The organism is Burkholderia sp. AU4i (assembly GCF_000466765.1).
Classification (GTDB): domain Bacteria; phylum Pseudomonadota; class Gammaproteobacteria; order Burkholderiales; family Burkholderiaceae; genus Burkholderia; species Burkholderia cepacia.
Window position 1 is genome coordinate 61,469 of record NZ_ASSI01000014.1, and the last position, 26,281, is coordinate 87,749.

Here is a 26,281-nt window from a genome sequence, read left to right on the forward strand (position 1 = left end):
CGCGAGTGACGGAGATGTCTTTTCACGAGGAGGAGTCATGACGCAACTGTGGCAACTGCCGGCAACCGAACTCGCGAAACGCGTCCGGCATCGTGACGTGTCCGCGCGCGAAGTCGCGGACGCCGTGCTCGATCGTCTCGACGCGGTGAATCCGGCGATCAACGCGGTGATCGAACACCGGCCCGACGACGTGCGGCGTCAGGCCGACGAAGTCGATCGCGCGATCGCGCGCGGCGACGATCCGGGGCCGCTCTCGGGCGTGCCCGTCACCGTGAAGATCAACGTCGACCAGGCGGGTTTCGCGACGACCAACGGCACGCGCCTGCAGGAGAACCTGATCGCGCATGCCGACAGCCCGGTGGTCGGCAACCTCAGAAAAGCCGGCGCGATCCTGCTCGGCCGCACCAATTCGCCGACGTTCGCGCTGCGCTGGTTCACGTCGAATCTCGTGCACGGCCACACGCGCAATCCGCGTCATCCGTCGCTGACGCCGGGCGGATCGAGCGGCGGCGCGGCGGCGGCCGTGGCCGCGGGAATCGGCCCGCTTGCCGTCGGCACCGACATCGGCGGCTCGGTGCGCAGTTGATGTCGACGGCCGGCCCGATCGCACGCACGATCGACGATCTCGCGCTCGCGCTGCGTGCGTTCGCCGCGTCCGACCCACGCGACCCGTGGCACGTGGCGGTGCCGTTCGACGGGCGCGAGGTGCCGAAGCGCGCGGCACTGTGCGTGCGGCCGGGCGGCCTGCAGGTCGTGCCCGAGGTCGAGGCCGCGTTGCGCGATGCCGCGCGACGGCTGGTCGATGCGGGCTGGACCGTCGACGAGATCGACGACACGCCGCCGATGCGCGAGGCCGCGCTGTTGCAGGAGCAGCTCTGGCTCGGCGACGGTTTCGATGCACTGGCGAACGCGGTTGCCGGCGACGGCGATCCGGGTGCGGTGGCGGTGGTCGAGGCCGTGCGCGGCAAGGTGCGCGACCTGCCGGCCGACGTGATCGGCCGCGCGCTCGTCCGGCGTACGACGCTGACACGGCAGTGGCGGCTGTTTCTCGATGAATATGCGGTCGTGTTGCTGCCGGTATCGTCGGAGCTGCCGTTCCCGGACGATCTCGACCGGCAGGGGCAGGACGGATTCGATCGCGTGTGGGAGGCGCAGCTCACGTTGCGCGCGCTGCCGGCGATGGGGCTGCCGGGGCTTGCCGTGACGACGTCGCTCGAGAATGGCGTGCCGGTCGGCGTGCAGGTGGTCGCCGCGCATCATCGCGAGGATCTGTGCCTGCTCGCCGGGCGCGACATCGAAGCGCGCGGCGTGCCGGTTGCGCCGGTCGACCCGGTACAGTAACCGGCAGACGCACAAGCGAATGCGTCGGCGATGCCCGTCAGGCATCGTGCAGACGCGTGCCGGCAGCAGGACTTCTTGCGTCATCCATGCAGGCGCGCCAGCGCCTGCATCCCGTTTCGGATTTCATCGCAACGCGCCACCCGCCGCGTTGATCGTCTCCCGCGATTCCTTTCGAATGCCTTCGATGCGCGACATCGAACGGCCACCGTTGCGCCTGTCCTGCTCACCCGCGAGCCCGCGCCGATAGCGCGCGTCTGCCATTGCATTCCCCGCAACGCTGATTAGGAAATGAATTTTTATTGGTTCAGCTTCCCCGGCCGCCCTCGCATAGTGGCGCTGACGGCTATAGACAGCACGCAAGCTGCAACGGCCGCATTCCCGGTGTTTTTGTTCATACGAATCCGCGAAAACAAGGAAGTGTCATGACGGTTGAACTGGAAGAACGAACTGCCGCGCAGCAGGCGCTCGAAGACGCGCGCGCGGCCGCTGCGGCGGCCGGCACGCCCTATGCGGGCGGTGTCGCGCCGGAAGTCGCGTGGGCGCTGTTCTCGTCCGGCGATGCGCTGCTGGTGGATGTGCGCACCGCCGAGGAACGGAAATTCGTCGGTCACGTGCCGGAATCGCTGCACGTGCCGTGGGCGACCGGCACGAGCCTGACGCGCAACCCGCGCTTCGTGCGCGAACTGGAAGCGAAGACGGGCAAGGCGGCCGTCGTGCTGCTGTTGTGCCGGAGCGGCAACCGCTCGGCGCAGGCGGCCGAGGCCGCGACGAAGGGCGGCTTCACGCAGGTATTCAACGTGCTCGAAGGGTTCGAGGGCGACCTCGACGAACGGCAGCATCGCGGCGGCAGCAACGGCTGGCGCTTTCGCGGCCTGCCGTGGGCACAGGACTGATTCACGGCCGAGACAGGGAGAACGCAGCATGGCCGCATTCGACATCGACGACATCGTTCAATCGCTGCAGACCGTACGCCGCGCATGGCGCGAGAAGCAGCGGCGCTCGCTCGAACCGGGCGGGCGCGACCTGCCGGCGCGCGAAGCGCTCGCGCAGATCGTCGGCGCGCTGAAGGGCGTGCTGTTCCCGATGCGGCTCGGGCCGCCCGAGCTGCGCCAGGAGAGCGAGAACTTCCACGTGGCCCATGCACTCGACGCGGCGCTGAACGCGCTGCTCACGCAGGTCAAGCTGGAATTGCGCTACGCGGCGCGGCAGCGCAATGCCGACGGGCCGGTCGATCATGTCGACGAAGTCGCGTCGACGGCCGTGCAGGCGTTCGCCACGCGCCTGCCCGAGATCCGCCGGCTGCTCGACAGCGACGTGCTGGCCGCGTTCCACGGCGATCCGGCGGCCGGCAGCGTCGACGAGGTGCTGCTGTGTTATCCGGGCATCCTCGCGATGATCCATCACCGGCTCGCGCACGAGCTGTACGGGCTCGGCCTGCCGCTGCTCGCGCGGATCATCGCCGAACAGGCGCATGCGGAGACCGGCATCGACATCCATCCGGGCGCGCGCATCGGCGCGGGCTTCTTCATCGACCACGGCACCGGCGTCGTGATCGGCGAGACGGCGATCATCGGCGAGCGCGTGCGCGTGTACCAGGCCGTCACGCTCGGGGCGAAACGCTTTCCGCGCGACGCGGCCGGCCATCTCGAGAAAGGGCTCGCCCGGCATCCGATCGTCGAGGACGACGTGGTGATCTACGCGGGCGCGACGATCCTCGGCCGCGTGACGATCGGGCGCGGCGCGGTGATCGGCGGCAACGTGTGGCTCACGCAGGACGTGGCGGCCGGCGAGAACGTCACGCAGGCGGTGCTGCGCAGCGAAGCGAACGCCGCGCCGCGCGCGGCGGCGCGTGTCGCCTAGGAGGCGCGATGAGCGACCTCATCCATCACTTCGGCGCCAACGTGCGCAGGCTGCGCGAAGCGCGCACGTGGTCGCAGGAACAGCTGGCCGAGCATGCGGGGCTGAACCGTTCGTATGTCGGCGAGATCGAGCGCGGCGAGGCGATCGCGTCGATCGTCACGGCCGACAAGATCGCGCGCGCGTTCGACGTATCGATCTCGACGCTGCTGCCGGGCACGTTCGTCACCTGAGGCCGCCTCGTCACCTTTCCCTTTCGGTCGCACGCGGCATGACGGCTATAGCATGTTGAGCCGGCAGGTGCGTGCTTCCGATAATCACCCAGCGTCATAAGCAATCCCGTTTTTCATCTTAAGAACCCGGAGCCACACATGTCGACCGTTGCAAGCGGCACGGCTGCGCTGAGCGATCACGCCGCCCGCCAACTAGCGAACGCTACCAAGACCGTCCCCCAGCTTTCCACGATCACGCCGCGCTGGCTGACCCATCTGCTGCAATGGGTGCCGGTCGAAGCGGGCATCTATCGCCTGAACCAGGTGAAGAACCCGGAAGCCGTGCGTGCCGCGTGCACGCAGCTCGAGGACGAAAGCGTGCTGCCGCAGACCTTCGTGCCGTATGAAGAACAGCCGCGCGAGTATTTCCTGAACGCGGTGAGCACCGTGCTCGACGTGCATACGCGGATCTCCGATCTTTACAGCAGTCCTCATGACCAGATCAAGGAACAGCTGCGCCTGACGATCGAGACGATCAAGGAGCTGCAGGAAAGCCAGCTGATCAACAACCCCGACTACGGGCTGCTCGCGAACGTGACCGACGACCAGCGGATCTTCCCGCTGACGGGTGCGCCGACGCCGGACGACCTCGACGAACTGCTGACCAAGGTGTGGAAGGAACCGGCGTTCTTCCTCACGCACCCGCTCGCGATCGCCGCGTTCGGCCGTGAATGCACGCGGCGCGGCGTGCCGCCGCCGACGGTCAGCCTGTTCGGCTCGCAGTTCCTCACGTGGCGCGGCATTCCGCTGATCCCGTCGGACAAGGTGCCGGTCGCGGACGGCAAGACCAAGATCCTGCTGCTGCGCGTCGGCGACAAGCGTCAGGGCGTGGTCGGCCTCTATCAGCCGGGCGTCGCGGGCGAGCAGGGCCCGGGCCTGTCGGTGCGCTTCATGGGGATCAACAACCAGGCGATCGCGTCGTACCTGATCTCGCTGTATTGCTCGCTCGCGGTCCATTCGCCGGATGCGCTGGCTGTCCTCGATGACGTCGAAATCGCCAAGTTCCATGACTATCCCGACACCTACCGTTAATCCCGGGCTGGCCGGCGGCGACGCGCACGCGCTGCCGCACGCGCCGTTGCCGGCCGGCTTGCCCGATCCCGCGACGCTGGCGCGGCTCGCGTCCGAGTTCTTCTCGACGCCGCCCGGGCAGGCCACCGCGCCCGGGGTGTCGGCGGGCAGCGGTGCGGTCGGCGGCGTGCCGTCGGCCTTGCCGGCCGCCGCGCCGATCCTTGCGTCGGTGAGCAACCCGGTTCCGGGCGGCTCCCCGCTCGCGGGGCCGGGCGGCGCGGGCACCGGCGTGCCCGGTCTCGCGCTCCCGCAAGGGAAAGTGCCCGGCGCGAACCTCGCGCCGTCCGCACCGACCCACGTGCTGTCGCTCGGCAACCGCGTACCGGCGCTCGCGCCGCATGCGGCCGCGCAGAACGGGCTGCCCGACAACGCCGTGTCGATCGCGCCCGCGCTCGAACCGCGCGTCGGCGGCGCGGCGCTCGGTGTGCCGCAGGTGAATGCGCCGGCGCCGGACGGTGCGGCGAAGGCATCGCCGTACTACTTCACCGACGGTTCGCTGCAGGGCTGGCAGGGGACGCCGCAGGACATCGTCGTGCCGTCGAACGGCCTCGCGTCGCCGGAAGCGTTCGGGCTGCCGGGCGACGACGCGCTGCGCGAACTGCTCGCCGTGCATCGCGACGTGCCGGCGTCGCGCGCATCGGGCAGCGAGGTGCCGCGTTATTTCATCGACGAGACGCACGCCGCCGAGCCGCAAGGTCAGTTGTATCGCGGCGCGCACCCGCCGTTCGACGTGAACGCGATTCGCCGCGATTTCCCGATCCTGCAGGAGCGCGTGAACGGCAAGCAGCTCGTCTGGTTCGACAATGCGGCGACGACGCACAAGCCGCAGGCCGTGATCGACCGCCTCGCATACTTCTACGCGCACGAGAACTCGAACATTCACCGCGCGGCACATGCGTTGGCCGGCCGCGCGACGGATGCTTACGAGCATGCGCGGGAAACCGTGCAGCGCTTCATCGGCGCCTCGTCGCCGGACGAGATCGTGTTCGTGCGCGGCACGACCGAGGCAATCAACCTGATCGCGAAGTCGTGGGGCGTGCAGAACGTCGGCGAAGGCGACGAGATCATCGTGTCGAACCTCGAGCATCACGCGAACATCGTGCCGTGGCAGCAGCTTGCCGCGCTCAAGGGGGCGAAGCTGCGCGTGATTCCGGTCGACGATTCGGGGCAGGTGCTGCTCGACGAATACCGGAAGCTGCTCAACGACCGCACGAAGATCGTGTCCGTCACGCAGGTGTCGAACGCGCTGGGCACGGTCGTGCCGGTGAAGGAGATCGTCGAGCTTGCGCATCGGGCGGGCGCGAAGGCGCTCGTCGACGGCGCACAGTCGATCTCGCACATGCGCGTGGACGTGCAGGCGCTCGATGCGGATTTCTTCGTGTTCTCCGGGCACAAGATCTACGGGCCGACCGGGATCGGCGTCGTGTACGGCAAGCGCGCGATCCTCGACGACATGCCGCCCTGGCAGGGCGGCGGCAACATGATCGAGGACGTGACGTTCGAGCGCACGGTGTTCCAGCCGCCGCCGAACCGGTTCGAGGCCGGCACCGGCAACATCGCGGATGCGGTGGGGCTGGGTGCCGCGCTCGATTACGTGAGCCGGGTCGGCATCGAGAACATCGCGCGCTACGAGCACGACCTGCTCGCGTATGCGACGAGCGTGCTCGCACCGGTGCCGGGCGTGCGCCTCGTCGGCACCGCGCGCGACAAGGCGAGTGTGCTGTCGTTCGTGCTGAAGGGCTATGAGACCGAGGAAGTCGGGCAGGCGCTGAACGAAGAGGGCATCGCGGTGCGCTCGGGGCATCACTGCGCGCAGCCGATCCTGCGGCGGTTCGGGCTCGAGGCAACGGTGCGGCCGTCGCTCGCGTTCTACAACACGTGCGACGAAGTCGACGCGCTGGTGAGCGTCGTGAGAAGGCTGGCGACGCGACGCTGACGCATGCCGTCCGCGAGGAGCCCGCTTGTGGCGCCCGGCAACGGGCTGTCGCAAGCGGGCTCATTTGCATGGCGATGCGGGCATGGCGCGCCGCTCGACGTTCCGTGAGCATCTATCCGTCGCGCTCCATCCTCCATAGCCCGGCCGCTGGCACCGGATCGGCAACCGGCACATCGAAGGGAGCGCCGTTGCGCCGTGCGTTGCGCCTGGCATCCCGCCGCGGCGGCCAGAGCCGGTCGTCGCGCTGGCGCGCGGCGTTGCGCTGCGCGATCGCGGTCGAAGCGGTGATCACGAAGTTCGGGCATGGCCCGGCCAGGCTGCGCAGCGGGACGCTGGCGAGCAGCGATCCTGCGGGTTGATTGCTCGCCGGGTGGCTGCGGCATTATCGGCGCGCTTCGGGCAGGGCGGCTGAATAGTTTGGCCTCCAGATCAATTCGCGTGGAAGCAGATACGCAGCGCGCGCGGTCGAAAGCAGCCCGACGTGAGCGCAGGGGCGCATCGGCATGCGATCACGCGACACGTGCGCGCGCCGGCGCCCGGGCACCTGGATATTCATCGGACGATTCGGCGTGCGAGCGTTGCACACCTCGCTATCACGGACCTGCGCGGACCACAACTCGCCGCTTCTGGAAACGTCCGTTACGGATTCCGCGTTAATCCCGGGGTCACTTTGGTCGTTATCGAGAAGTCGACCTTGCACGTGCCGTACCCGACTGGTTTCACGAGCATGCGTCGCATGCACCGGCGGCGTGCTCAACGCTCTCCTGACCATGATCAAGAATTTCAGCATTCGCACCCGTCTGGCGCTGGCGATGGGTTTTCTCGGAGTATTGCTGGTCGTCGGCGGCATCATCGGCGTGGTCGGCATGGCAATCGGAAACAACGACGTGAAGACGCTCTATTCCGAACGGCTCGCTTCGTCGGAGGCGCTTGGGCAGGCGAATGTCGCGCTGTCGAGGACGCGCCTGTGGCTGTATCGCATCGCGCTCGATCCGGCCAGCGACGAAGTTCCGCAGGAAACCGGTGTGGCCCGCGACATGCTGGCCGCATCGAGGAAGGCATGGGACGCCTATCGTGCGCTGCCGTTTTCCGGCCCCGAAGAGGCCCGCCGCGCGGCCGACGCCGGCAGCAAGTTCAAGGCGCTGGTCGACAACGGGCTGGAGCCGATGTTCGAGGTCATCGCCACCCATGATGCGGCCAAGATTCCGGAAGTCTGGCGACGCATCCCGCCGTCGCTGTTCATCGACGCGTCCGACGCCATGGATGCGCTCGGGCAGCTCCAGATCACGGCTTCGCGGGCGACATTCGATGCCGCGCAGGCGCGCTTCCACTGGTTCATCGGCATGGCGTTTGCCGGGAGCCTGGTCGCGCTCGGGGCGGCCACGCTGACATGGTGGTCGCTGCAACGGGCGATCGGCACACCGCTGGCGAACGCACTGGGCCATTTCGGCGCCATCGCCGAAGGCGACCTGACGACCCGGGTGGAGGTTCATTCGACCGACGAAATGGGGCAACTGCTGACCGGTTTGCAGACGATGCAGGGCGAACTGCTCCAGACGATCCGGGCGGTGCAGAACGGCTCGCACGCGATCGACGCCGCCGCTAGGGAGATCGCGGAGGGCAACATGGATCTGTCCCAACGGACCGAGGAGCAGGCCGCGTCGCTGGAGGAGACGGCCGCGTCCATGGAGCAGCTGACGTCGACGGTTCGCCAGAACGCCGAGAACGCGAAGCAGGCTAGCCAGGTGGTGAGCGACGCGGCGCTGCTGACCGAGCAGGGCAATCAGGCCGCGCAAGAGGTCGTCAGGACGATGCGGGGGCTGTCGGAATCGTCAGGCAAGATCGCCGAGATCATCACGGTGATCGAAGGCATCGCTTTCCAGACCAACATCCTGTCGTTGAACGCCGCGGTCGAAGCGGCCCGGGCCGGCGAACAGGGGCGTGGGTTCGCGGTCGTGGCGGGCGAAGTGCGCTCGCTGGCCCAGCGCAGTGCCGCGGCATCGCGTGAAATCAAGGAACTGATCACGGATTCGCTCAGGCGCGTCGACACCGGCGCACGGCAGGTCGATCGCGCGACGGGCACGATGACGGAAATACTGGCGTCGGTGCGACGGGTCGACGTACTGATGAGCGAGATTACCGCCGCGTCCGACGAGCAGTCGCGAGGCATCGAGCAAGTCAATCAGGCCGTCGCGCAGATGGATCAGGTGACGCAGCAGAATGCCGCGCTGGTGCAGCAGGCATCGGCTGCGGCGGCGGCGCTGAAAGCGCAGGCGGGGCAGCTGGAAGCGACGATCGCGGTATTCCGGATCGATGCCGCCCGAGCCTGATTCGACGCCGGGGCATCCGGTCGCGAAGGACGCACCGTGTCGGGATCGTTCCTGCTCTGCACGCCGTGGCCATGTTCCGACAGCCGGGCATCGAACCGTCGGTGCCGCGTTTCGGCACGGTGCGATTCATCGGGGCGGCACGTGATTCGCCCGCCGTCCGGCAGGCCGCGACAGCGGATCTCGATCGCGCCGGGCCGCCGCATCGTGCACGACAGCGATTGTTGACGACGCTGGAAAGGTCCAATCCAGAAGTGGTAATAGGTGCCGCGAATATGGCCGATTATTCTCCCGTTCGCAGTAATGGCGTCCGTCCACGAATACTGTCGGACTGCTTACAAAATCAATGGCTCAGGGAGGCCTTTCATGAGACGCACCGTTGTCACCAGTTGTATCGGCGCCGCTTTCACCATGTCAGCATCGTGCGCGTTCGCGCAGAGTTCGGTTACGTTGTATGGCCTCGTCGATACGGCGATCCGCTATCAGACGAATGCCGGCCCTGACGGCAAGGACCTGATCGGAATGACGGTCGGCCCGGAAACGCACAGCCGCTGGGGCTTGCGCGGCAGCGAGGATCTCGGCGGCGGGCTTTCGGCGATCTTCCGTCTCGAGAACGGTTTCGAGCTGGGCGATGGCAAGCTGCACGTCGCGAACACGCTGTTCAGCCGGCAGGCCTACGTGGGCCTGTCGAGCGGCCGATACGGCACGCTGACGTTCGGCAACCAGTACGCGCCGCTGTACGACACGATGGGCGACGTATTCGATCCGATGACCGTCGGCGACTACTGGCAAGACAGCTGGGCGTACAACGGCATTGGCAACTACCTGACGGTGCCGAACTCGGTGAAGTACGCATTCACGTACAACGGGTTCAGCGTCGATGCGATCTACGGCTTCGGCAATCATGCCGGTGCGATGGGCCTCGACAGCACGTACGGCGTCGAGCTCACCTACGCGCAAGGGCCCGCGTCGATCAATGCAGGCTTCCAGCAGACCTCGGTATCGTCCGTGAACGGCAGTGCGACCAACGGCGCGAAGGTGAACTTTCTGCACGTGAGCGGCGCGTATCAGGTGACGCCCTCCGTCCGCCTGCTGGCCGGCTGGCTGCACGGCCAGGACAAGACGGGCACGACCGACTTCAACATGCAGCAGGCCGGCGCACCGGCGTTGAGCGGCGGGAGCCCGAACCGCATCGACGACACGTTCTACGTCGGCGCCAACTGGCAGGCCACCGCACCGCTGCTGATCACGGTGGCCGGCTATTACGGCCACGCACGCAACGCGGAGCGGCTCGACGGCACGCTCGGCTCCGGGATCAACTACTCGGCGACCGTGCTGGCCGAGTATGCGCTGTCCAAGCATACGGAGGTCTACGGCACGGTCGATTTCTCGCGCGGCAACGGTGCGTTCGCGGCCGACTATCCGGGTGCCACCAACCGGCTCACCGGCAAGGTCGACCAGATCGGCAGGACCAACAACGTCGGGGCTGCCGTCGGCCTGCGCCAGATGTTCTGACGTTACGGCGCACCGCGCGGCGAGCGTTTCTGCAGCAAGATTCAGAACCGCACGACCTGCTTCTGCTCGACGTTGAAGCCGTCGCGCAGCACGCTCGCCGAATCCGCGAAGTAGCGGCGGGTTTCCGCTAGCAGGTCGGTGTTGCCGCGCCGGCAGAACACGACCCCCGATCCTTCCTCCGTCAGCAGTTCGTCGATCAGCGATTCGGGTTGCCCGATATCGGCGAGATGGACGTTCTGCACGCCGTGCGCGAGCGCATCGAGCGCGTCCCGCACGCAAGGCGCTGCGATTGCGGCCGGATGCTCGGCCAGCCATTGCTCGAGTTCCGTGATGCCATAGAGCCCGGCGAGCTCACCGAGTTCGCGCAGCAGCGTGCCGTCGACCATCATCACCAGCGTCACGGCGCCCGTGCGCTGCGCGAAGAGGCTGCCGAGCCGTTCCGCGCGCAGCAGGTGATCGTGGCCGGCATCGTCCGGCGCGACCGGCATCACGACGGGCACGAGCCCGTTCTCGAGAAACGCGGTCAGCGCTGTGCCGTCGAAGCGGGCGACCGCGCTCGTGTCAGTGCGGTCGGAACGGGCGCTCGCCACCAGCAGGCCGCCGTCGTGGCCGTCGATGCCGATCGCCTTGGCGCCGTGACTGCCGATCAGGTGCACCAGTTCATGATTGACGCCTGCCATCGCCGCATGAACGGCGTGGATCGATTGCGTACCGGGTGCGGCCGGCACGCCCTGGACGACGATCGGGCGAACACCGGTGAGTGCGAGCAGCGCGACATCCTGCGCGAAGGCGTGGCGGGCGCGCGCGTCGCTCGCGGTGCCGCCGTCGACGATGACGACGGTCTGCCCGTGCAGGGCCTGCATGAACGGCAGCGAGCGCGCCAGGCCGGCCACGCGATGCGACGTAAGGGTGGAGCTTTCAGGGTCTGGGAACATGGGAATCCGGAAGGATGAAGGGGGTGCATGACGCCGCACGGTGCGGCGTCAATGCGTGCGTTGCATGAGCCGGTGAATCTCGTCGGGCGTCAGCGCGTCGCGCGACGCTTGCCGGAACGGGCGGTCGCTGAAACACCGTGCCGCGTCGGCGAGCAGTTCGAGGTGCGCGCGATCGTCCGCTTTCGGCAGGGCGAGCACGATGAATTCGCGCACGGGCTTGCGGTCCGGCGCGTTGAACGCGAACGGGTACAGTGCGCGCACGAACAGCGCGACGGCCGAGCCGAGCCCGTCGATGCGCGCATGCGGAATCGCGACGCCCTGGCCGAGGCCGGTCGAGCCCAGCTGTTCGCGCCTGATCAGTTCGGTCCTGATGCGCTCCGCCGGCACACCGCTGCCGCGCTCGATGTGTCGCGCGGCGAGGTCGAACAACTGGGTCGCGCTTTCGACCGGCACGTCGAGCAGGATGTTGTGCGGCGGGCACGCGTCGGCCAGCCGGATCGCGGCAGGCGTGGCGACGCGGCGGCGGGGAAGGTCGGGGTGGCCGCCGATGGCGGCCTGCTGCGTTTGCATGCGGATCTCTCCGTGTCGGGATGACAGGGAAATCCTAGACAAAAGCGCGTAAAGACGGTGTCAGAGACGCGGGGGCGCCGCATTAAAATTTCGTATCGATTGCGCTGGCGCCCGCCGCGTGTCCGACAAGGAGATCGTCAGGTACCCGACAGCACGAACGGCAACGTCGTGAGCAGGAACACCGAAATGCCGACGACCGGCGCACCGAACGCGATCGCCGCAAATGCCACCGCGGCGCTCGTCAGCACCAGCGTCCTCGAGCGCACGCGGTGGCGGCCGAGTGCCGTTGCGCGATCGTCGCGGGCGGCATCGGGTCGTGTGCCGATCACGTGTTTCCAGAACGTCAGGCCAAGCATGATTGCTCCTTGATGAAAGGCGACCGGAAAGGCGCGCGCTGCGCGCGTCAGCAGCGCTTGAGTTTCAGCACGCGCGAGATCTGCCCGGGCGTGAAGCCGCTGTTGCGCACGTAGGGTGCGCAGTCGAGCGGTGCGGTGAGCGATTCGCTGACGACGTACCGGCCGACGAAACGGTATGCGTCGGTTGCCATGCGGATGAACACCGGAATCGCATCGCGTTGCGCGGCGAGCGTCCTGCCGGCCGCGCGCGCGGATGCACTGCCGTCGCAGAGGATCACGTCGGGTGCGTGCGGGTTGAGGTCCGTGCGCAGGCAGGCGGCCACGACCTTGCCGTTCTTCGTCGGCAGGAATGCCTGTTTGCTGCCGCCGCACGCGGTATGGATGAATTCGCGGGTGTACTGCTTGTCGATCTCGAACATGATCGGGCTCCGGTATCGGGAAACTCAGTGGGTTAAATAAGGGATGCGAAACAATGCGACCTGATCGACATGCCGGATGCGGGCATGCCAGTCGATCGTTGCCTGAGGGGCGGATCGATGGCGCGACGTTGCAAGGGATGTTCCGCGGGAACACGCTTGCCCGCACGACGCGCGATCAACGCATCGACGTCGTGTTCAAGCGTGCACGGGAATGACTACGGCGCGCACCGTCCGCCTGCTGGCAGGACGGTGGCTCGGGAAAAGAGAGACGCAGGCGTCCTGCCTGTCAGGCAGAAAAGCAACTCGGAGGGCGAGGACTTCGGATGCGCATGGTGCGTGCTCGGTGATGGATCGATTGCGAACACATTCTAGTGAACGCATGCGCGGGCGCAAGTAAAAAGGTCGTAAAGGTTGCGTGGCCGGTGCGTGTTACGTGCACTGCCAGAGATGCGCGCTGGTGCGGCACGGCGCGCACCAGAACGTGTAGTTTGCGCCGCCGCTGCCCCACAGCCATTCGCCGCCGTCCGTTTGCGGAAAGTGGGAGTCGAGTTGCATGACGAATGACATCTTGCGGCCGCAATCCGGACAGTCGGGATACCACGCCGACTGTACCCACGACGGTGCGCCGCCGACACGGCTCAGGTTCTGCCTGTCGTTCGATTCGCCCCATTCCTGCCGCGTCCAGCGTGCCGGCGCGGCGAAGAGTGCAACGTCTGCTTCCACGAACGCGGCCGCCGGATACTCGGGCTGGATCGCGATGTCGCGTTGCTGGGACGGGTGCGCGCAGGCGTTGCCGGCGTCGTCGTGCCGGTGGAACATCGGGCCGTCGCTCTCCCAGCCGACGCACGACAGGCAGGTGTCGAACGATACCGGCGTCGCGCTGTCGATGCCGGCTGCCGCGGGTTGCGGTAGCGTCAGTAACCGATGCAGCGGCTCGTGACACAGGCCGCATCGATGCGGCGACACGCCGCCGAAGCGCGCGCCCGATCGATGCGAATCGCGTGCGTGCCAGGTCGGGTGATGCGCGTCAATCTCGCGTTTCCACTTCGGCATCTCGCGGAGCCTCGGCGCACGCAGCGTCGGGCCGAAGTCGATGTGTAGCGGCGACTCGCCATGCAGCGCGCGCAACGTGTCGTGTTCCTGCGCATAGCCGGCAGACATGAGCCAGTTGGCGCACTTGCCCGGATCGTCGGAAAACAGCCACGCCGCCGCGTCGCGAACGGCCGCGGGGTGTCGCGAATGAAGCAGCGCGATGGCGCGTTCGCGCGCCGCGTCGTCGCCGGAGGGGGGCTCGGCAAGCCGGCCGCGCCATGCATCGACCGTCGCCGGATCGAGCATCCGCCACGCGTTTTCCTCGTAGTACACGCGCGGCGACCGCTTCGTGGTGGCGATGTCGAGGAACACGTCCCAGTGATCGGAAAATACCTGCGGCGTCTGCATCACCACGCTCGACAACACGCTCGCGAGCCGCTCGTTCCACGCGCCGTTGCGGACGTCTTGCCACGCTTCGGCCGCAGTCTTCGCGAAAGCGAGGTCGTCCATCAGGTCGAGTGCGGCATCGAGGAACGTCGCATGTGGCAACGCCCGATCGAACGAAGCGATTACGAGGTCGGCGAGCGCGGACGGATTGTCGCGTCGCAGCGCCAGCATCTGCGACATCGGATCGTTGCCTCTCCAGCCGAGGCGTTCGTAGTCGTCGAGAATGGTTTGTACGGTCGGCATGGCGTGGACGGCGGGCGGCGGACGGGCGTTCATCTTACCCGAGCGCGCCGGCGTGCCGGCACGCCGCCCGTTTTCGCCAGTCCCATGCAAAAAACGCGTGACGACTTTCGTCGCCACGCGTTGCCTGCGTTTTGCTGTGCGTGCCAGTCGCGCATGCCGGCGAACCGGCACACGCGACTCGCCGTCAGAAGTCGAACCCCGGCCCGCCCGCACCCGGGCCGCCCGGCGCAGCCGCCGGCGCCGCATCCTTCGGCGCTTCGAAGACGGTTGCATCGGTCGTCAGCAGCAGCCCCGCGACCGACGCCGCGTTCTGCAGCGCGGTGCGCGTGACCTTGGTCGGATCGAGCACGCCCGATTCGACGAGGTCGCCGTATTCGCCCGTCTGCGCGTTGTACCCGAAATTGCCCGAACCTTCGGCCACCTTCGCGACGACGACGCTCGCTTCCTCGCCCGCGTTCGTGACGATCTGGCGCAGCGGTTCCTCGAGCGCGCGCAGCACGATCTTGATCCCCGCGTTCTGGTCGGCGTTCACGCCCTGCAGTTCGCGGATCGCCTGCCGCACGCGGATCAGCGCGACGCCGCCGCCCGGCACGATGCCTTCCTCGACGGCCGCGCGCGTGGCGTGCAGCGCGTCGTCGACGCGGTCCTTCTTCTCCTTCACCTCGATTTCGGTGGCCCCGCCGACCTTGATGACCGCCACGCCGCCCGCGAGCTTCGCGACCCGTTCCTGCAGTTTCTCGCGGTCGTAGTCCGACGTCGCTTCCTCGATCTGCACGCGGATCTGCTTCACGCGTGCCTCGATGTTCTTCGCATCGCCCGCGCCGTCGATCACCGTCGTGTTTTCCTTGCCGACCTCGATGCGTTTCGCCTGGCCGAGTTCCGCCAGCGTCGCCTTCTCGAGCGTCAGGCCCGTTTCCTCGGCGATCACCTGGCCGCCGGTCAGGATCGCGATGTCTTCGAGCAGCGCCTTGCGGCGGTCGCCGAAGCCCGGCGCCTTCACGGCCACCGTCTTCAGGATGCCGCGGATGTTGTTGACGACCAGCGTCGCGAGCGCTTCGCCTTCGACGTCTTCCGCGATGATCAGCAGCGGCCGGCCCGATTTCGCGACCTGTTCGAGCACCGGCAGCAGGTCGCGAATGTTCGAGATCTTCTTGTCGTGCAGCAGGATGTACGGGCTTTCGATCTCGGCGATCTGCTTGTCGGGATTGTTGATGAAATACGGCGACAGGTAGCCGCGATCGAACTGCAGCCCTTCGACGACATCGAGCTCGTCCGCGAGCGACTTGCCGTCCTCGACGGTGATCACGCCTTCCTTGCCGACGCGGTCGATCGCTTCCGCGATGCGCTGGCCGATCGATTCCTCGCCGTTCGCGGAGATCGTCGCGACCTGCGCGATTTCCTTGCTGGTGGTGGTCGGACGGCTGATCTTCTTCAGCTCGTCGACGGCCGCCGCGACGGCCTTGTCGATGCCGCGCTTCAGGTCGAGCGGATTGAGCCCGGCCGCAACGTACTTCTGGCCTTCGCGGACGATCGCCTGCGCCAGCACGGTGGCCGTCGTGGTGCCGTCGCCGGCCGCATCGCTGGTGCGCGACGCGACTTCCTTCACGAGCTGCGCGCCGATGTTCTGCAGCTTGTCCGCGAGTTCGATTTCCTTCGCGACCGACACGCCGTCCTTCGTGACGACCGGCGCGCCGAAGCTGCGTTCGAGCACGACGTTGCGGCCCTTCGGCCCGAGCGTGACCTTTACCGCGTTCGCGAGAATGTTCACGCCTTCGGTCAGCCTGGCCCGTGCGACGTCGCTGAAAATGATTTCCTTCGCTGCCATGATTGCGCTCCGTTACTGGTTGACGACTGCGACGATGTCTTCCTCGCGCAGCACGAGAAACTCGGTGCCGTCGAGCTTGACGGCCTGGCCCGCGTACTTGCCGAACAGCACGCGCTCGCCGACCTGCAGGTCGGGCACGATGCGCTGGCCGTCCGCATCCTTGCGGCCGGGGCCAACGGCGATCACTTCACCCTGGTCGGGTTTTTCCGCGGCGCTGTCGGGGATCACGATGCCCGACGCGGTGGTGGTTTCCTGATCGAGTCGCTTCACGATTACGCGGTCGTGCAAGGGGCGTAGGCTCATAGGTTCGTCCTGTGCTGTTCTGTCGAGATTGGCTGGCACTCTTTGGAAGAGAGTGCTGACGAGTATAAAAATGCGCGGCGGCGCGATCCAATAACGGATTCGGAAATGCATTCGCGCCGGCGTGCAAAGCGCGCGGCGCGCGTTACCGCGACACGGCCTGCTGCGCGGCGGGCGTGCAGACCGGGTGGATCGTCTCGCCGGCAAGCACGCGCTTCACGAACGGAATCGAATCGGCGAGCGACGCGTTCACGGTGCCGTTGTGTTCGCGGCCGGCATACAGGTGCGCCTCGACGGTCGTGCCCGCCGCGCACGCGTCCTTCGCGAGCGCGAGTTCGAGCGGCGCGAGCCCGTCGTCCGCGCCCGCGCCGATGAAGACGGGTGTCGCGATCTTCAGCGTCGGGTACGTCAGGTACGCGTCCCACCACGCTTTCAGCCGGGCATCGCCGCCGGGCTTCACGGTGTTCGCATGCGTGAGGTGCGCGAGCGCCGCATCGTCCTCGAGCGACGCGAGGCAACCGATGCGCGCCTGTTCGAGGATCGGCAACGCCTGGTCGGTCAGCACTTCGTCCGCGCGCAGCGACGGGTCGATCTGCTGGGCGGAGAGCACCGAGTAGAACTGGTACGCGAGTGTCGGATCGACGCGCTCGGGGTCGCGCCGGTAGGCACTGTCGAACTTCGGCAGCGACGCGAGCGTGGCGGGCGATGCGTTGTAGATCGTGCCGGTGGCGACGGTCGCGCGGATCGCGAGTTCCGGCGCATACGCGGGCGCGTAGCCGGCCGCCGCGAATACGGCCGAGCCGCCTTGCGACTGGCCGACGAGCACGACCTCGTTCGCGAGGCCGGGCACGCCGCCGAGTACCGCGCGCACGCTGTCGAGCAGCGTGTAGCTGTTCGAGCGGTTGTTGAGCTGCGGATTCGGGCCCGGCGTGCCGAGCCCCTGATAGTCGGTCGCGACGACGGCGAACCCCTGCTGAAGCCACGCGTTAAGGTAGCGCACGTCGCGATACGAGCGGCCGAACCACGACGGCGCGCAGATGTCGGCCATCCCGAACGTGCCGTGCGCCCACGCGACGATCGGCCAGCCGCCGGCGGGCGGTGTGCCGCGCGGCACGAACAGCGCACCCGACACGGCGATCGGCGTGTGACCGCCGACACCGTCGGTCGACGCGTAGAGGATTCGCAACTGGCGCGCTGCGCTCGCGAGCCCGAGCGTCGCGGGCAGTGGCTCGGTGCGCAGCAGCGCGCCGGGCGTCGCCGGAATGTCGCGGTCCCACGTGTAGAACGCGGACACGCGGCCGTCGCCCTGCAGCGGGTCGGGCGCGGGAACGCGGCCGGGCGAAGCCGCGTGCGAGAGGAAAGACGATACGGCGAGCGCCGAAGCCAGCAGTGCGCGCGCGGCGCAGCCGCGCAGGGGGGGAAGCGTCATGGTCGGATGGAGGTCGATGAGATCGGATCGGAAGCGCCGGACGGTGCATGGCGCGGGCCGACCACGACGCAAGTTTCGAACCAGCGCATCCGTTGCGTGTGCGGCGCGCGGCGCGACGGGCCGTTGCGTCGTACCGCGTGCGCCGCGCGCATGCGCCGGCTGCGCGTCGCGCAGCAATTCGGGCCGGCGGGCTGTTGCTCCCGCAACAAAGGCGGGTGCATGGATCGTGCCGCGTGCGTCGTGCATGACAGGCCCGCACCGCGGCGCGGGCGTTCGATGCGTGCGCGCCCGGCTGGCACGATTGCTGCTGATCCGGTCGGCGTGAGTCGCGACGTCGCGTTGCGATCCTTTCCGTCCACCCGATCAAGGAAACCGTCCTCATGTCCGTCACCCCAACCATCGACAGCGGCGAACTCGTGGCATTCGTCGAGCGCGCCACGCGCGAATTCACGCAGGCTGCACGCGTGCTGAAGGACACGCGCACGCTGTCCGCGACCAACACGTTCCAGGCGTTCCAGCGCGTGCCGGGCACCGAGCTCGTCGTCGCGCTGTCGGCGCCGAGCCCGTGGGCCGCGTCGCAGGAGATCCAGCCGGTCGTCGTGACGTTCGACGGCGACGTGCTGCATGGCGACGCACGCGCGGACGGCAACGGGCCGCGTTATGCGGACGTGTTCCGCGAGGCGCCGGACGTCGGTGTCGTGATCCACGTGCACGGCCCGTATCTCGGCGCATGGGCGAGCGCGCATCGCCCGCTGCCGATCCGCTATGCGCCGGCCGCGCGCTACACGCGCGCGCGCGAGATTCCGGTGTACGTCGATCGTCGTCCCGGCGAGCCGCGTTTCATCGTCGACACGATCCGCCGCGACCCCGAGGTACCGGCGATCATCGAGGCGAACGGCGGCGCAACCTTCTGGGGAAAATCGATCCTCGACGTGTCGAAGTACATCCTGATCCTCGAGGAAGCCGCGTATTTCCAGGCGCTCGCGGAGCCGCTCGGCGGCTCGCTCGAGTTCGGGCCGGGCGCGCTCGAGCAGCAATGGAAGATGACCGGTCTCGCGTGACATCGCGTGAGCTCGCGCGGCGGCCGGCGCAATCCGGCCGCCGTCATACCGATAGCTCGATGAATTGGTTCATCCCCGGCGCGCGCCTTGCTATCGTCGGACCTTCCCCGTTCAATACGCCGGTCGTGCCATGGCCATCTTCAGTTTGCCGGACCCGAATTCGCATGCGATCACGATCCGTGCGAAGGCGCTGACGTTCGACGATCCCAAATCGCGGGTGCTGCTCGAGCGCATCCAGCTCGTCGCGCCGAGCGACGCGACCGTGCTCGTCACCGGCGAGAGCGGCACCGGCAAGGAGCTGATCGCGCGCCTCGTGCACTCGCTGAGCGAGCGCCATGACGGCCCGTTCGTGGCGGTCAACTGCGGCGCATTCTCCGAGACGCTGATCGAAAGCGAGCTGTTCGGCCACGAACGCGGCGCGTTTACCGGCGCGATCAACAGCCAGCCCGGCTGGTTCGAATCCGCGAATCGCGGCACGCTGTTCCTGGACGAGGTGGGCGACCTGCCGCTGTCCGCGCAGGTCAAGCTGCTGCGTGTGCTGCAGGAGCGCGAAGTGACGCCGGTCGGCTCGCGCAAGACCGTGAAGATCGACGTGCGGCTCGTCGCGGCGACCAACGTGAATCTCGAAGCCGCGGTGCGCGCCGGCAATTTCCGCGAGGATCTTTACTACCGGCTCAACGTCGTGAAGCTGAGCCTGCTGCCGCTGCGCGAGCGCCTCGGCGACATCGCGCCGCTGATCGAACACTTCATCGACACCTATGCGAAGCGGCTGCGCGTCGCCGCGCCGACGCTCACGGACGCCGCGCGCGCACGGCTGCATGCGCACGCGTGGCCGGGCAATATCCGCGAACTCGAGAACGTGATCCACCACGCGGTGCTGATCTGTGCGGGTGGCGCGATCGATGTGGGCGACCTGCAGTTCTCCGCGCTGTCGCTCGCGCCCGATGCCGACGACCCGCGCGCCCCGGCGGCGGCACCGCCGCGCCGTGCGCGCGACGTGGCCGAGGCGACCGACGCGCTGCGCCATGCGGTGATCGAGCTGCTGGATCTCGGCACGCCGTCGCTCTGGCAGCACATCGAGGACACCGTCTACCGCAGCGTGTTCGAGTACAGCGAGCACAACCAGCTGCGCATGTCGCGCCTGCTCGACCAGTCGCGCAACATCGTGCGTGCGCGGCTCGCGCAGCTCGGCATCCTGAAGCCGCGCGACGCGGGTGACGGAGGAGACGCCGACGCGCGGCTGCGCCGTCAGGCGTGATCGCGCCAGCGCAGCGCGCGCTGCGCGATCCGCTCGCATAGCGCACTCATGCCGACGGCGAGCGCCGTCACCCCCAGAACGCAGACCAGCAGCACGTCGGCGCGCGCGCCGGCCTGCGCGTTCTGCATCAGGCTGCCGACCCCCGCGCCCGCGTTGAACAGCAGCTCGCTGCTGGTCGCGGTGATCCACGCGAACGGCACGGCTTGCAGCACGCCCGCGAACAGGTCGGGCAGCGCGCCGGGAATCAGCACGTCGCGCCACAGGCCGATGCGCGTCAGGCGATACGACTGCGCGAGTTCGACGTAGCGCGGATCGACGCGGCGCAGCCCGTCGAAGCTGGCGGTGGTCATCGGGTAGAACGCGGCGAGCGCGATGATGAGCACCTTCGCGAATTCGTCGGTGCCGGCCCACAGGCTCAGCAGCGGAATCAGCCCGAGCAGCGGCACGTAGCGCAGTGCCTGGAACGCCGGCTCGCCGAGCTTGCGCGCGAGCGTCGAGCGTGCCATCGCCGCGCCGAATACAAGCCCGACCGCGACGCCGAACCCCAACCCGAGCGTCGTGCGGCGCAGGCTCGCGCCGAGATCGGTCGCGAGTTCGCCGCTGCGGGCGAGTTCGACCAGCGCGGCGCCCACCTGCTGCAATGGCACGAACGCGTATTGATGGGCCGCGTCGCCGGACGATGCGAACTGCCATGCGGCCACGAGCAGGGCCGGCACGACGAGGCCGCGCGCGCGGCGGCGCAGCGGGGCGAGCGAGAGAGAGCGTATGGCGAGCGTCATTTCGAAGCGTATCCAGTCAGGTCAGCGCGACGGCGCTTGCCAGCGCAATGCGTAGCGTTGCACGAGCGCGATCGACCGGTCGATCGCGAAGCCGATCAGCCCGATCACCGCGACGTCGATGAGCACGACGTCGAGCCGCAGCATCTGCCGCGCGAGTTCCATCATCTGGCCGATCCCGCTGTCGGCGCTGAGCAGCTCGACCGCGACGAGCGCGAGCCACGCGCGCGCAAGCGCGATCCGCACGCCGGTCAGCAGCGGCGGCAGCGCGGCCGGCAGCAGCACGTCGCGCAGCAGCGCGAAGCGGCCGAGCCCGTAGTGACGCGCCATCTCGACGAGGTCGCGCGGCGCGTCGTGCACGCCCGTGTACGCGGCCAGTGCGACCGGGAAGAACACGGCCTTGCCGACGACGACGAGCTTCAGCGGCTCGTCGACGCCGATCAGCAGGATCAGCAGCGGAATCAGCGTGAGCGTCGGCACCTGCCGCAGCAGGTCGAACGTCGGCCGCAGGTAGTCGGAGAACAGCCGGCTGCGCGCCAGCAGGATGCCGAACGCGGCTCCGCCCGCCGCGCCGATCGCGAACCCGAGCGCGAGGCGATGGAGCGTGATCAGCAGGTTGTCGCGCAGTTCGCCGGTGTCGAGCAGGGTGCGCAGCGTCGCCGCGAGCCGGCCGGGCGGCACGACGAGCTGCGGCGGGAACCAGCGCAACGCGCTCGCGAGCCACCACAACGTGGCGAACGCGACGGGCGTGGCCCACCACAGCGCGAGCCCGCCGAGCCGCGCGACGCGGGGCAGGCGGATCGCGTGTGCGCCGTTCGACGCGAGGGCGTGCATCGGCATCAGCGGCTCGCGACGCGCGCCGTGTCTGCGCGCCAGTAGCCGTCGAGGCCGAGCTGCTTGAGCGCGGTCGCGACGAACGTCGGCGCGAGCAGCGCGTTCACGTCGACCGGCGCGGACGTCAGGCCGGCCTGGCGGCTGTACGCGACCACGTCGCGGTAGTGACCGGTCAGCGCGGGCGTGAAGAGCGGCGTCCATTGCTCCTTCCACGGCGTCGATTCGTCCGCGTATTCGCGGCGCACGACGCTTTCCGGCTGGCCGGACGCGCTCAGGATCTTCACGTAAGCATCGCGGTTCTGCGGCTGCGAGATCCAGTGCGCGGCACGCACGTAGGCGGTCGCGACGAGCTGCGTGATGTCGGGGTAGCGCCGCACGAAATCGTCGGATGCCCACAGTTCCGCGCGCATCTTCCAGTCGTCGGGCGCGGTCTTGGTCGACCAGATGATCTTGCCGACGTTCTTGTCGACGAGCGAATACGCGTCGGACAGCGTGAAGAAACCGTCGACGCGGCCGGCCGCGACCGCTGCCGCACCGGCTTGCGGGTCGAGATTGTAGATCCTGAAGTCGGACAGCTTCAGCCCGTTCTCGGCGAGCAGCTTGCTGAACGTGACTTCCCACGGCCGGCCGCGATTGAGCGCGATGCGCTTGCCTTTCAGGTCGACGATCGATTTCGCGTTCGAGCCGGCCGGCACGACGAGATACGTATTGCTGCCGACCCCGCCCGGCACGATCAGGCGCGTATGCGTGCCCGACGCGTTGACGACGACCGACGGCAGGTCGCCGTAGCCCGCGAAGTCGATGCTGCCGTTCGTGAACGCCTCGTTGACGAGCGTGCCGACCGCCGCGGTCGACACCGGTACCCATTGCAGCTTCACGTGCCGCGCGGCGAGCGCCTTCTCGAGCGACTTGTCGGCGTCGATCAGCGCGGAGGCGCCCGCGTATTGCGTCTTGCCGCCGCCCGAATAGGCGACGACGGCGATTCGCACCACCTTGGGCGCATCGTCCGCGTGCGCGGCCGGTGCGGCGAGCGATGCCGCGGCAAGCGGCAGCGCGGCGAACAGCGCACGCAGCGGGCGGCGCAGCGAAGCGAGGGAGAGCATGTGTTTCATGATGGTCGGGATCAGTGGGCGGAAAAGAGGCTCACGCGCGTTTCTGCCGCGACGGCCGCAGCACGTCGGCGAGCGGGCGCGGGTCGATCCAGTCGGCGACGTCGAAGTCGGCTTCCAGAAAACCCCGGTCGTGCAGGAACGTCTTGAACTCGTCGAGCGCGGCGACGGATTCGTCGTCGAGGTTGACGCCGAGGTGCCGGTGCAGCTGGTTGCCGTACGCGGCGCGGACCCAGTCGATCGACGACGCGGTTTCGCCGGCCACGTAGTGCGCGGTTTCGTCGGGATGCGTGCCGGCCCATTCGCCGGCCGCGACCACGAGCTTCAGGAAGCCGGCGACGATGTCCGGATGGTTCGCGAGCACGTCCGCGTTGACGGTCAGCGGGCGCGGCGTGCCGTTATTGTTGCGGATCGAGCGCTCCGGATGAAAGCCGATGTCGATCACGACGTGCGCGCCGATCAGCTGCGCGATCTCGAGGCCGGTCGAGCCCTTCACGTAGATCGCGTCGACCTCGCCGCGCAGCAGCGCGCCGGCTTCGGCCGCGTACAGCGCGCGGCTCGAGAAGCCGTGCGGCGACGCGAACAGGTCTGCCGCGCGCGCCGGCCCGATGGCCTGCAGCGTGCGCGCACGCACGTCGACGAGTTCGACGTCGGCGGTGGTCAGCCCGTCGAGGCTCAGCGCGTTGACGAAGCCGCGCAGCGCCGACGCGCGAAAGATGTCGATGCGGTCGTCGGGGCGGCTCGGGATCGCGACGCGGCGCCCGCGCAACGCCTTCACGGAGCGGATGCCCGACTCGGGCCGCGCGAGGATCAACTGCGATTCGTCGACCCACGACAGCCCGATCACGCGTGTGTTCGCGCCGTTCGAGCGCGCCCACATCGCGGGGATGCTGCCGCCCTGGCGAAACGACTGCGCCAGCGTGTGGTCGCTGATCGACGACACGTCGTGCCGCGTGGCACCGCGCGGCGAGCGGATCGCGACGCCGTCGGCCGACGTCTCGCCGTTGAGCCAGCCGAGATGCACGGCGATGCCGAGCGGCGTCGGCACGGGCGATCGGGCGTACCAGAACGTCTGCTGCTTGTCCGATGACGAATCGGGCCTGTCTGTCATGTGTGAGATTCCCTCTCTGCGTAAGCATGGTCGAAGCGCGGTCGCGCGCGGTGCCGCTCGGTGTCGGTGCGCACGCGCGGGCCGGTCAGCGTTGCAAGTTCCGGGCCAGTGAACGGAAACGGCGCGGCCGCACGCGGTGCGGGCGTCGCGCGGAAAGGCCGATGCGTGTGTCGATGGGTGGCCTGTTGCGCCAGCAACATTCGCGTGGGCCGCTGTTGCGCGCGCAGCAGCGGTGCGGCCGATGCAGCAGCACGGCACGGGCCTGTCGCGACCGTGCCGGCCACGGCCGGGCGGGTGCGATCCGGTTGCCGTCGGCGCTTGGCGTGCAAGGCGCCGTGCAGGTTTGCAGGCGGCCGCGCAGGTGTTGCTGCGAACGGGTTGGCACACCGCGTGCTTTACAGCGCTGCACACGGGCGGCACGGCGATGCCGCACGCAATCCGAATGGCCCGACCAGGAGAACCCCGATGGCTGTTGAATTTCTGTGGCGCCTGCCGATGCATGGCGACGGCAGGCGCGCACACGACCTGCATACACGCGGCGAATGGAACCGCCAGCGCGCGTCGCGCGTCGCGCCGAAAGTCGACGACGACGAATTCGGCTACATCGACTATCTGTCGCAGGTCGCGCGCGCGGCCGATATCGCCGGCTTCCACGGCGCGCTGATCCCGATCTTCCGCTTCACGGAGGAGCCGTGGGTCGTGGCGGCCGCGCTGGCGCGCGAGACGCGCCGGCTGCGGCTCCTGATCGCGCTGCAGCCGCATTTCGTGCATCCCGTCTACGCGGCGCAGATGGCCGCGAGCCTGCAGCGGATCAGCCGTGGCCGCGTGGAGTGGAACGTCGTCACGGGCGGTGGCGGCCCCGACCAGCGCGCGTACGGCGACTTCATCGACCACGACAGCCGTTATGCGCGCACGGACGAATTCCTCGACGTCGTGAAGGGTGTCGCGGCCGGGGAGCCGTTCACGTTCGACGGACGCTTTTACCGCGTCGAAGGCGGCGGCCTGCTGCCGCCGCTGAGCGGCCAGAAACCGCCGCGCATCTACCTGGCTGGCGCGAGCGATGCCGCGCTCGCGGTCGCCGCGAAGCACGGCGACGTGCACCTGAGCTGGGGCGAGCCGCTCGCGAAACAGAAGGAGGTGATCGATGCGGCCCGCCGCGCGCTCGATCGCCAGAACGCCGAGCGCGACCTGCGCTTCGGCATGCGCATCGACATCCTGGCACGCGAGACCGAGGCACAGGCGTGGGCCGAGTTGCGGCAGATGTTCGCGACGGTGGGCGACGCGACGCGCAACGGCTTCGGCGGGCGCGGCGAGTCGTCGGAATCGGTCGGTGCGAAACGCCAGTTCGCGCTGCACCAGGGCAACACGCAGCACTTCGACGACCTGATCGTCGGCCCGAACCTGTGGGCCGGGATGTCGCAGATTCGCGGCGGCCCCGGCTGCGTGATCGTCGGCAGCCACGAGCAGGTGGCCGAGCGGCTCGCGGAATACGTCGACATCGGCGTGTCGACGTTCATCCTCGCGAGCAACCCGCATCTCGAGGAGGCGTACCGCGTGGGCGAGGAAGTGCTGCCGCTCGTCGACGGCGCGCTGAACGCGCGCGGCACGCAGGCGGCGCTGCGCGTGGCCGGCGCGTGAGTGCAACGGCATTCCCCCGCATTCCAACGACAAGGACATTCACCATGACGACACTCGCTGCGCAGGCCACGGCCCGCGACGCACTCTGGTACACGCGCTGCCCGGTGCCGACCGCGCTCGGCATCGCCGTGCACCGCGGCTGGTTCGACGAGGAGTTCGGGCCGGACGGCATCGCGCTGCATTCGCTGCAGGAAACGGCCGACGCCGGCAAGCGCGAATCGCACTTCGATCACAGCCTCCCGTCCTCGTTCCGGCAGGGCGGCAACATTCCGGCGCTGTGGGCGCGGGCACGCGGCGCCGATACGCGCGTGATCGGCCTGTCGTGGACCAACGAGTTCCAGGCGATCGTCACGCTGCCCGAGCGCGGCATCCGCACCGTGCGCGATCTGCGCGGCCGGCGGCTCGGGTTGCCGCGCCATCCGATCAGCATCGACTTCTGGCGCGCGGCCGCGCTGAAAGGCTTCCTGAGCGCGCTCGAACTGGAAGGGCTCGGGCACGGCGACGCCGAGTGGGTCGACCTGCCCGACGAACGCGAACGCCACACCGGGCCGGCATCGTTCACACGCGGTCCGCACGAGTACGGGATCGAGATTGCGGCGCTCGTGCGCGGCGAGGTCGA

Annotated in this window: 24 protein-coding genes and 1 pseudogene; 13 read left to right on the forward strand and 12 right to left on the reverse strand. The window is 68.4% G+C overall.

What is annotated here, in order from left to right; genetic code table 11:
* Positions 1 to 37 precede the first annotated feature (37 nt).
* From L810_RS02235 to L810_RS02270, 9 genes and pseudogenes are all read left to right on the forward strand, one after another.
* Positions 38 to 1,341: pseudogene (locus L810_RS02235) on the forward strand (amidase family protein).
* Between the two features lie 422 nt (positions 1,342 to 1,763).
* Positions 1,764 to 2,234, forward strand: coding sequence for a rhodanese-like domain-containing protein (locus L810_RS02240; RefSeq protein WP_021156736.1), 471 nt, complete (start codon positions 1,764 to 1,766; stop codon positions 2,232 to 2,234).
* A gap of 28 nt (positions 2,235 to 2,262) precedes the next feature.
* On the forward strand, positions 2,263 to 3,201 hold the full coding sequence (gene epsC, locus L810_RS02245) for a serine O-acetyltransferase EpsC (RefSeq protein ID WP_021156737.1): 939 nt from the start codon (positions 2,263 to 2,265) through the stop codon (positions 3,199 to 3,201).
* Between the two features lie 8 nt (positions 3,202 to 3,209).
* Complete coding sequence (locus L810_RS02250; RefSeq protein WP_021156738.1) at positions 3,210 to 3,431, forward strand: helix-turn-helix domain-containing protein; 222 nt, start codon at positions 3,210 to 3,212, stop codon at positions 3,429 to 3,431.
* 138 nt (positions 3,432 to 3,569) lie between these two features.
* Complete coding sequence (locus L810_RS02255) at positions 3,570 to 4,502, forward strand: family 2A encapsulin nanocompartment shell protein (RefSeq protein WP_021156739.1); 933 nt, start codon at positions 3,570 to 3,572, stop codon at positions 4,500 to 4,502.
* Entirely contained in the window at positions 4,477 to 6,477 is a 2,001-nt protein-coding gene (locus L810_RS02260) for a family 2A encapsulin nanocompartment cargo protein cysteine desulfurase (RefSeq protein WP_021156740.1), read from the forward strand. The genes L810_RS02255 and L810_RS02260 overlap by 26 nt, the downstream gene beginning before the upstream one ends.
* A 104-nt stretch (positions 6,478 to 6,581) precedes the next feature.
* Positions 6,582 to 6,836, forward strand: coding sequence for a hypothetical protein (locus L810_RS46820; protein WP_155631514.1), 255 nt, complete (start codon positions 6,582 to 6,584; stop codon positions 6,834 to 6,836).
* A gap of 144 nt (positions 6,837 to 6,980) precedes the next feature.
* Complete coding sequence (locus tag L810_RS02265; protein WP_306415627.1) at positions 6,981 to 8,807, forward strand: methyl-accepting chemotaxis protein; 1,827 nt, start codon at positions 6,981 to 6,983, stop codon at positions 8,805 to 8,807.
* 363 nt (positions 8,808 to 9,170) lie between these two features.
* Complete coding sequence (locus L810_RS02270; protein WP_021156743.1) at positions 9,171 to 10,319, forward strand: porin; 1,149 nt, start codon at positions 9,171 to 9,173, stop codon at positions 10,317 to 10,319.
* 41 nt (positions 10,320 to 10,360) lie between these two features.
* On the opposite strand, the gene L810_RS02275 is transcribed toward L810_RS02270, so the two are convergent.
* The 8 genes from L810_RS02275 to L810_RS02310 form a co-directional block, all read right to left on the reverse strand.
* A complete protein-coding gene (locus L810_RS02275; RefSeq protein ID WP_042972859.1) occupies positions 10,361 to 11,254 on the reverse strand; it encodes an acetylglutamate kinase in 894 nt (297 codons plus the stop codon).
* A 48-nt stretch (positions 11,255 to 11,302) separates the two neighbouring features.
* Positions 11,303 to 11,824, reverse strand: coding sequence for a PTS sugar transporter subunit IIA (locus L810_RS02280; protein WP_021156745.1), 522 nt, complete (start codon positions 11,822 to 11,824; stop codon positions 11,303 to 11,305).
* Positions 11,825 to 11,961: 137 nt separating this feature from the next.
* Entirely contained in the window at positions 11,962 to 12,180 is a 219-nt protein-coding gene (locus L810_RS02285; RefSeq protein WP_021156746.1) for a hypothetical protein, read from the reverse strand.
* A 47-nt stretch (positions 12,181 to 12,227) separates the two neighbouring features.
* The gene (locus tag L810_RS02290) at positions 12,228 to 12,599 is read right to left on the reverse strand and encodes a DUF6697 family protein (protein WP_021156747.1); all 372 of its coding nucleotides are present in this window, start codon (positions 12,597 to 12,599) and stop codon (positions 12,228 to 12,230) included.
* 429 nt (positions 12,600 to 13,028) lie between these two features.
* The gene (locus L810_RS02295; protein ID WP_042972876.1) at positions 13,029 to 14,321 is read right to left on the reverse strand and encodes a hypothetical protein; all 1,293 of its coding nucleotides are present in this window, start codon (positions 14,319 to 14,321) and stop codon (positions 13,029 to 13,031) included.
* A gap of 184 nt (positions 14,322 to 14,505) precedes the next feature.
* Complete coding sequence (gene groL, locus L810_RS02300; protein ID WP_021156751.1) at positions 14,506 to 16,146, reverse strand: chaperonin GroEL; 1,641 nt, start codon at positions 16,144 to 16,146, stop codon at positions 14,506 to 14,508.
* Between the two features lie 12 nt (positions 16,147 to 16,158).
* Positions 16,159 to 16,449, reverse strand: coding sequence for a co-chaperone GroES (gene groES, locus L810_RS02305; RefSeq protein ID WP_027790739.1), 291 nt, complete (start codon positions 16,447 to 16,449; stop codon positions 16,159 to 16,161).
* A gap of 142 nt (positions 16,450 to 16,591) precedes the next feature.
* Positions 16,592 to 17,875 carry a lipase family protein gene (locus L810_RS02310; protein ID WP_021156753.1) on the reverse strand — a complete coding sequence of 428 codons (1,284 nt, stop codon included), beginning with the start codon at positions 17,873 to 17,875 and terminating at the stop codon, positions 16,592 to 16,594.
* A gap of 380 nt (positions 17,876 to 18,255) precedes the next feature.
* Between L810_RS02310 and L810_RS02315 the strand changes: the two genes are divergently transcribed.
* Positions 18,256 to 18,936, forward strand: a complete 681-nt coding sequence (locus L810_RS02315) for a class II aldolase/adducin family protein (RefSeq protein ID WP_021156754.1) — start codon at positions 18,256 to 18,258, stop codon at positions 18,934 to 18,936.
* 130 nt (positions 18,937 to 19,066) lie between these two features.
* The gene (locus L810_RS02320) at positions 19,067 to 20,194 is read left to right on the forward strand and encodes a sigma-54 interaction domain-containing protein (RefSeq protein WP_021156756.1); all 1,128 of its coding nucleotides are present in this window, start codon (positions 19,067 to 19,069) and stop codon (positions 20,192 to 20,194) included.
* On the opposite strand, the gene L810_RS02325 is transcribed toward L810_RS02320, so the two are convergent.
* Genes L810_RS02325 through L810_RS02340 form a run of 4 tightly spaced genes read right to left on the reverse strand, consistent with a single transcriptional unit; the run spans position 20,185 to position 24,024 of the window.
* Complete coding sequence (locus L810_RS02325) at positions 20,185 to 20,973, reverse strand: ABC transporter permease (RefSeq protein ID WP_021156757.1); 789 nt, start codon at positions 20,971 to 20,973, stop codon at positions 20,185 to 20,187. The genes L810_RS02320 and L810_RS02325 overlap by 10 nt on opposite strands.
* Before the next feature lie 21 nt (positions 20,974 to 20,994).
* Positions 20,995 to 21,810, reverse strand: coding sequence for an ABC transporter permease (locus L810_RS02330; protein WP_021156758.1), 816 nt, complete (start codon positions 21,808 to 21,810; stop codon positions 20,995 to 20,997).
* Positions 21,810 to 22,907, reverse strand: a complete 1,098-nt coding sequence (locus L810_RS02335) for a PhnD/SsuA/transferrin family substrate-binding protein (RefSeq protein WP_021156759.1) — start codon at positions 22,905 to 22,907, stop codon at positions 21,810 to 21,812. The genes L810_RS02330 and L810_RS02335 overlap by 1 nt, the downstream gene beginning before the upstream one ends.
* 40 nt (positions 22,908 to 22,947) lie before the next feature.
* Positions 22,948 to 24,024, reverse strand: coding sequence for an ABC transporter substrate-binding protein (locus L810_RS02340; protein ID WP_021156760.1), 1,077 nt, complete (start codon positions 24,022 to 24,024; stop codon positions 22,948 to 22,950).
* A 465-nt stretch (positions 24,025 to 24,489) separates the two neighbouring features.
* On the opposite strand from L810_RS02340, the gene L810_RS02345 reads away from it, so the two are divergent.
* Both L810_RS02345 and L810_RS02350 read left to right on the forward strand, forming a co-directional pair.
* Positions 24,490 to 25,662, forward strand: a complete 1,173-nt coding sequence (locus L810_RS02345) for an LLM class flavin-dependent oxidoreductase (protein ID WP_021156762.1) — start codon at positions 24,490 to 24,492, stop codon at positions 25,660 to 25,662.
* Positions 25,663 to 25,706: 44 nt separating this feature from the next.
* A partial coding sequence (locus L810_RS02350; RefSeq protein WP_162175277.1) for an ABC transporter substrate-binding protein occupies positions 25,707 to 26,281 on the forward strand: 575 nt, incomplete at its 3' end.

What these genes read in the sequence shown, in the direction of transcription:
- groES (WP_027790739.1), bottom strand. Translation starts at nt 16,449, where the DNA reads ATGAGCCTACGCCCCTTGCACGACCGCGTAATCGTGAAGCGACTCGAT.
- L810_RS02265 (WP_306415627.1), top strand. Translation starts at nt 6,981, where the DNA reads ATGCGATCACGCGACACGTGCGCGCGCCGGCGCCCGGGCACCTGGATA.
- L810_RS02335 (WP_021156759.1), bottom strand. Translation starts at nt 22,907, where the DNA reads ATGCTCTCCCTCGCTTCGCTGCGCCGCCCGCTGCGTGCGCTGTTCGCC.
- L810_RS02290 (WP_021156747.1), bottom strand. Translation starts at nt 12,599, where the DNA reads ATGTTCGAGATCGACAAGCAGTACACCCGCGAATTCATCCATACCGCG.
- L810_RS02275 (WP_042972859.1), bottom strand. Translation starts at nt 11,254, where the DNA reads ATGTTCCCAGACCCTGAAAGCTCCACCCTTACGTCGCATCGCGTGGCC.
- L810_RS02260 (WP_021156740.1), top strand. Translation starts at nt 4,477, where the DNA reads ATGACTATCCCGACACCTACCGTTAATCCCGGGCTGGCCGGCGGCGAC.
- L810_RS02310 (WP_021156753.1), bottom strand. Translation starts at nt 17,875, where the DNA reads ATGACGCTTCCCCCCCTGCGCGGCTGCGCCGCGCGCGCACTGCTGGCT.
- L810_RS02250 (WP_021156738.1), top strand. Translation starts at nt 3,210, where the DNA reads ATGAGCGACCTCATCCATCACTTCGGCGCCAACGTGCGCAGGCTGCGC.
- L810_RS02340 (WP_021156760.1), bottom strand. Translation starts at nt 24,024, where the DNA reads ATGACAGACAGGCCCGATTCGTCATCGGACAAGCAGCAGACGTTCTGG.
- L810_RS02240 (WP_021156736.1), top strand. Translation starts at nt 1,764, where the DNA reads ATGACGGTTGAACTGGAAGAACGAACTGCCGCGCAGCAGGCGCTCGAA.
- L810_RS02285 (WP_021156746.1), bottom strand. Translation starts at nt 12,180, where the DNA reads ATGCTTGGCCTGACGTTCTGGAAACACGTGATCGGCACACGACCCGAT.
- L810_RS02295 (WP_042972876.1), bottom strand. Translation starts at nt 14,321, where the DNA reads ATGCCGACCGTACAAACCATTCTCGACGACTACGAACGCCTCGGCTGG.
- groL (WP_021156751.1), bottom strand. Translation starts at nt 16,146, where the DNA reads ATGGCAGCGAAGGAAATCATTTTCAGCGACGTCGCACGGGCCAGGCTG.
- L810_RS02280 (WP_021156745.1), bottom strand. Translation starts at nt 11,824, where the DNA reads ATGCAAACGCAGCAGGCCGCCATCGGCGGCCACCCCGACCTTCCCCGC.
- L810_RS02315 (WP_021156754.1), top strand. Translation starts at nt 18,256, where the DNA reads ATGTCCGTCACCCCAACCATCGACAGCGGCGAACTCGTGGCATTCGTC.
- epsC (WP_021156737.1), top strand. Translation starts at nt 2,263, where the DNA reads ATGGCCGCATTCGACATCGACGACATCGTTCAATCGCTGCAGACCGTA.
- L810_RS02255 (WP_021156739.1), top strand. Translation starts at nt 3,570, where the DNA reads ATGTCGACCGTTGCAAGCGGCACGGCTGCGCTGAGCGATCACGCCGCC.
- L810_RS02325 (WP_021156757.1), bottom strand. Translation starts at nt 20,973, where the DNA reads ATGACGCTCGCCATACGCTCTCTCTCGCTCGCCCCGCTGCGCCGCCGC.
- L810_RS02330 (WP_021156758.1), bottom strand. Translation starts at nt 21,810, where the DNA reads ATGCCGATGCACGCCCTCGCGTCGAACGGCGCACACGCGATCCGCCTG.
- L810_RS02320 (WP_021156756.1), top strand. Translation starts at nt 19,067, where the DNA reads ATGGCCATCTTCAGTTTGCCGGACCCGAATTCGCATGCGATCACGATC.
- L810_RS02270 (WP_021156743.1), top strand. Translation starts at nt 9,171, where the DNA reads ATGAGACGCACCGTTGTCACCAGTTGTATCGGCGCCGCTTTCACCATG.
- L810_RS02345 (WP_021156762.1), top strand. Translation starts at nt 24,490, where the DNA reads ATGGCTGTTGAATTTCTGTGGCGCCTGCCGATGCATGGCGACGGCAGG.